Consider the following 4,478-nt stretch of genomic DNA (forward strand, 5'->3'; position numbering starts at 1 on the left):
TCATATCTAACCCCCTTTGCTGACGACAATAGCACGATGGCCCCACCTGATCCCTTCCCGAACTCAGAAGTGAAACATCGTCGCGCCAATGGTAGTGTGGTTCGCCCATGTGAGAGTAGGTCATCGTCAGCTCTCTATTCACAGCTAAACCCCCCTTCGCTAACGCGAAGGGGGGTTTTCTTTTGCGTGTGGTTTTTAGAAATATGCTGGTTTCTCATTTGATATGAAGAGTTAGAATAGCTTGCCATCTTCTACTAAACCTTCAAAATCAAATCCTAATTGCTCACCTTTACGTTGTTTTATCTGCTCAATACGCAACTTGCGTCCAGAAACCAGCCGTAATACCTCACGGCGCTGTTCAGTCGTCATGTCATGCCATAATTGACGCTCACGTCGACTACGCAAGCAGCCAAAACAATACCCTTTTTTATTGCTCCGGCAAACACCAATACAGGGATTGGCAATCTCGAACAGCTCAATCTGTTGGTTCATGGCGACTCCATTGCTAATAATGTCATTCCTTTGATTTGCATAAACCAATCGTTACACTACTATTATGTCGCAAATCTTGAATAGTAGTGTGCCATTTTATTCTGATTATTTTCTTGGCTTGGGTGCTATGCTTAGTATTAGTTATTCATATAAAAAACTCATAACGAAATAAATAAGCGAGATTACACGTGAACATTATTTATATTCATGGTTTGGACAGCGATGCCAATTCTACAAAAGGTGTGCTATTAGAACGCTATTGTCAGCAATATTGTCCTGATATCAATGTATTGCGTCCTGATTTCAATAAGACGCCTGACCAAGTTTTTACTCAAATACTGTCATTAATTGAAAGTTTAGATAATAAAAATATTGAAAATAGTCAGTTTGATTCATCAAATACAGTATTGGTTGGTAGCTCTTTAGGTGGTTATTTTTCTACCTTGGTCAGCAATGATACAGGTTGCCCAGCGTTATTATTAAACCCGAGTACGCAGCCTCATATGACGCTGCAGCGTTTCTCGAATGCTGTTTTATTAGATAATGAGAGTGAAGACCGTCTGCTTGCAGATAGAGTTCTGCATAAAACGGCAGGTGGCTGGAGTATCACTCAGTCAGATTTACAATGGTTTGCAGCCCATCAATTATTAACTGTTAATTATCCTGAAAAAATTGCTGTCCTTATCAAAGAAGGCGATGAGTTATTAAATCCTGAATTATCTAAAGCATTTTACCAAGAGCAAGGCAGTACGGTGACTTTACAAGCAGGTGGTGATCATCGATTTAGTGACTTTGCTGAACAGTTACCAGAGATTATTAATCAATTAAAGCGATTATTACAGTATTAAACGCCCATGAAATAGGCGACATTATCTGACGTAAGCGATTGACTATTAACCTTAACGTCGCTATTTTTCGTTATAATGGTTTAATAGAATTAATCAGACATGAATCGTTAAGGATGCATTTGTGAGTCAATATAATGCGCAATCATTAGAAGTTTTAGAAGGGCTTGAGCCGGTACGTCGTCGCCCAGGTATGTATACTGATACCACACGTCCCAATCATTTGGCGCAAGAAGTGATTGATAACTCAGTCGATGAAGCATTGGGCGGTTATGCCAAAGTTATCAAAGTCCAGCTGCATAGTGATGGCTCGTTATCGGTTGAGGATGATGGTCGCGGTATGCCAACAGATATTCATCCTGAATTTAATCAATCAGGTATTGAGCTGATTTTAACCCGCTTACATGCTGGTGGTAAATTTTCGACTTCTAATTATGAAGTATCGGGCGGTTTGCATGGTGTCGGTATCTCAGTCGTTAATGCTTTGTCGACGCGAGTTGAAGTGACGGTATGGCGTGATAGCACGCAGTTTGAGATGGCTTTTGAGAACGGCGCACCTGTAACGGCATTAACTGAGACTATCAGCTCAAATAAGCGTAAGCGGGGAACGAAAGTACATTTCTGGGCAGATGGCAACTTTTTTGATACCCCTAAATTTAACGTGAAGCAGCTCAAACATAACTTAAAAGCCAAAGCGGTGCTAGCAGCTGGACTGACGATTGAGTTTGTTGACGATATCAATAATGAAAAAGTCGTTTGGCAGTTTACTGATGGGGTCGTTGAATATTTAAGCGAGCAGCTAGACGGTCTTGAGACATTGCCGCCTGAGCCTTTTTATTATCATTATGATGCCAAGAAAGGCGAGCGAGCTGGTATTACCTTTGCATTGTCTTGGTTGCCTGAGGGTGGTACGCCAATTCAAGAAAGCTACGTAAACCTGATTCCGACCGCTCAAGGCGGTACCCATGTTAATGGTTTGCGCACCGGTATTTTAGAAGCGTTACGTGAGTTTTGTGATATTCATAACTTATTGCCGCGTAGTGTCAAGCTGACGGCAGAAGACGTGTGGGACGGGGTGAATTATATCTTGTCGCTTAAATTTTCTGAGCCGCAGTTTTCAGGTCAAACCAAAGAGCGTTTATCGAGTCGTGAGGCGGCGGCAGCGGTACAAACGCTGGCAAAAGATGCCTTTAGCTTGTGGTTAAATCAGCATGCAGATATGGGCGCGCAGATTGCAGAGCTAGCAATTAACAAAGAAGGACGTCGTCTTAAATCTGCTAAAAAAGTTGCACGTAAAAAAATCACCCAAGGTCCTGCACTCCCTGGGAAGTTAGCAGATTGCCGTGGTGACTTGCGTGATGGGGCTGAGCTATTTTTGGTGGAAGGTGATTCTGCAGGTGGTAGTGCTAAGCAAGCACGTGACCGTCATTACCAAGCGATATTACCTCTACGTGGTAAGATTCTAAATACATGGGAGGTGTCATCAGATACGGTGCTATCGAGTCAAGAAATTCATGATATTGCGATTGCGATTGGGGTTGATCCGGCATCTGACGATTTATCTGAGCTGCGTTATGACAAGGTATGTATCTTGGCGGATGCCGACTCTGATGGACTGCATATTGCGACCTTGATTTGCGCCCTATTTGTGAAGCATTTCCCTGCCTTAGTTGATGCTGGTCATTTCTTCGTGGCAATGCCACCACTATATCGCGTCGATGTGGCGAAAGAGGTGCATTATGCGTTGGATGAAACGGAGCTTCAGCATATTTTAGCCAACGTACCGGGCAATAAAAAAGCCCAAATTACACGTTTTAAAGGCTTGGGTGAAATGAGTGCCGAGCAATTGCGTGAAACAACCATGAACCGTGATACTCGCCGTTTAGTCCAGTTGGATATGGATGACATGGTGTTGACCAACAGTGTGATGGATATGTTATTAGCTAAAAAGCGTGCTGCTGATCGTAAATCTTGGCTTGAGGATAAAGGCAACTTAGCTGATATCTCATAGCTATTTTGAAGACGATTAGGTTTATTTTTAGCATCACTTATATTTATGATTGAGCAATCTTTGACATAACAAAAGCATGCAAAATCCAGCTTAGTTATATGAGCTTAATGGTATTATATGACTATCTTTTATTATATGGTGCCGTCATGACATCAAAGTTGTTTAATCGCTCTAACGCTAAAAATTCTAAGCCAACACGCTCTAAGATATTACCAAACCTAAGTAAAAAACAGCTGGGTAATTTGGTTCCTAAACGGGGTAATAAGATTGCGCCAGTCATTGCTTCCGTATTATTAAAAGCGGCAGGTTGGCGTACCGTTGGTGAGATACCAAATATTCCACAGGCGGTGGTGCTAGCGCTTCCGCATACATCGAATGTCGATGGTATTTATGCCATACCCAGTTTATTTGCCCTTGATTTAAAAATTAGTATTATGGGTAAACATACCTTATTTAAAGTGCCTGTATTTGCGCAGCTGTTAAATTGGATAGGGGTTATTCCTATTGACCGTGGTAATAAAGGCTCAGTATTACAGGCGAGTATTGATAAGTTTAAAACTGGCAAGCCATTGTTTTTAGGACTATCACCAGAAGGTACGCGTCAATATACCAAGGATTGGAAGTCAGGTTTTTATTATTTGGCAGTAGGTGCCGGTGTACCTATTTTGCCAGTTGCGATGGATTACAATACCAAGGAGATACGCTTTATGCCTGTGATTTATCCTACAGGAGATATCGAAGCGGACTTGCCAAAAATCTATGCCCAATATCAAGGCGTGATGCCAAGACATCCTGAGCGCTTATCGCAGCCATTACAAGACATCAATCAATTTGCTGACTAGTATTTTTAAATAGGGTGGTGTGTCAAAAAGTATGCTGATTAAAATTTGAACAATTTTTGAAGCCTTGAAAGCCCTATAGAATCAGAGAACTTAGCATAGATTTCGTATTGACTTTTATCGCCAGCATACTTTTTAGAACACCACCTTAAATAGTTGTTCATCACGTTTATAAATAAAAAATCCCTGATATTGACGTATCAGGGATTTTTTATGCTCACTATATTTGAATCGTTAAGCAACAAGGATTTATCAAATAGCTCATTAGCACACTTAACGGTTAGAAGTACT

General features: G+C 41.3%; 4 protein-coding genes and 1 rRNA gene. 4 read left to right on the forward strand and 1 reads right to left on the reverse strand.

Annotated elements, in window-relative coordinates; translation table 11 throughout:
• Window positions 1-18 precede the first annotated feature (18 nt).
• Window positions 19-132 (forward strand): 5S ribosomal RNA (rrf, locus tag VLN09_RS07105).
• A gap of 99 nt (window positions 133-231) precedes the next feature.
• Here the strand turns inward: rrf and VLN09_RS07110 are convergent.
• Window positions 232-492 (reverse strand): DUF1289 domain-containing protein, encoded by a 261-nt coding sequence (locus VLN09_RS07110; RefSeq protein WP_325245038.1) that lies wholly within the window; start codon window positions 490-492, stop codon window positions 232-234.
• Window positions 493-680: 188 nt separating this feature from the next.
• Here VLN09_RS07110 and VLN09_RS07115 point away from each other — a divergent pair, with 188 nt between their 5' ends.
• The 3 genes from VLN09_RS07115 (at window position 681) to VLN09_RS07125 (ending at window position 4,190) form a co-directional block, all read left to right on the forward strand.
• On the forward strand, window positions 681-1,340 hold the full coding sequence (locus VLN09_RS07115) for a YqiA/YcfP family alpha/beta fold hydrolase (RefSeq protein ID WP_325245040.1): 660 nt from the start codon (window positions 681-683) through the stop codon (window positions 1,338-1,340).
• A gap of 121 nt (window positions 1,341-1,461) precedes the next feature.
• On the forward strand, window positions 1,462-3,348 hold the full coding sequence (parE, locus tag VLN09_RS07120; protein ID WP_325245042.1) for a DNA topoisomerase IV subunit B: 1,887 nt from the start codon (window positions 1,462-1,464) through the stop codon (window positions 3,346-3,348).
• A 146-nt stretch (window positions 3,349-3,494) separates the two neighbouring features.
• Complete coding sequence (locus tag VLN09_RS07125) at window positions 3,495-4,190, forward strand: lysophospholipid acyltransferase family protein (RefSeq protein ID WP_325245044.1); 696 nt, start codon at window positions 3,495-3,497, stop codon at window positions 4,188-4,190.
• Window positions 4,191-4,478 lie beyond the last annotated feature (288 nt).

The sequence above is a fragment of the Psychrobacter sp. genome (assembly GCF_035469765.1).
Classification (GTDB): Bacteria; Pseudomonadota; Gammaproteobacteria; order Pseudomonadales; family Moraxellaceae; genus Psychrobacter.